Below are 492 nucleotides of genomic sequence, written 5' to 3'. Positions count from 1 at the left end.
AGTAAACTAGGCAGTTTACAAAGTCTTATTGGTAGTGAGCCAATAAAATGTCAGAAAATACCTGACGCTATTTGAAAGCATTATTAGTGCCACCTTTAAATAAATAGTGATGCGATAACAACAATAATAGGCATCGGTATCAAGTTAGGAAAAAGTTATGAGTTTATTTGTAAATACTAATGTGTCATCTTTAAATGCCCAGCGTCAGGTGTTCAACGTAAGTAATTCCCTTAGTACATCATTTGAGCGTTTATCGTCGGGGTTTCGAATCAATGGTGCGTCAGATGATGCGGCGGGTCTTCAAATCACCGAGAGAATGACATCACAGATCCAAGGTTTAGACCAAGCTGCACGTAACGCAAATGATGCTATATCGTTAACGCAAACCGCAGAAGGTGCTTTAGATGAATCTACAACAGCCTTGCAGCGAATCAGAACGCTAGCTATTCAAGCACAAAATGGCATTAACAGTGCCGAGGATAGAGCCGCGCT

Annotated in this window: 1 protein-coding gene; it reads left to right on the top strand. The window is 40.7% G+C overall.

From position 1 onward, the window contains the following. Positions 1 to 157 precede the first annotated feature (157 nt). A partial coding sequence (locus ACTRWF_RS19675; protein ID WP_462836106.1) for a flagellin N-terminal helical domain-containing protein occupies positions 158 to 492 on the top strand: 335 nt, incomplete at its 3' end.

It is taken from the genome of Alteromonas sp. G5_S2_22_S1 (genome assembly GCF_054968525.1).
This window is presented reverse-complemented; position numbering and strand designations above follow the sequence as displayed.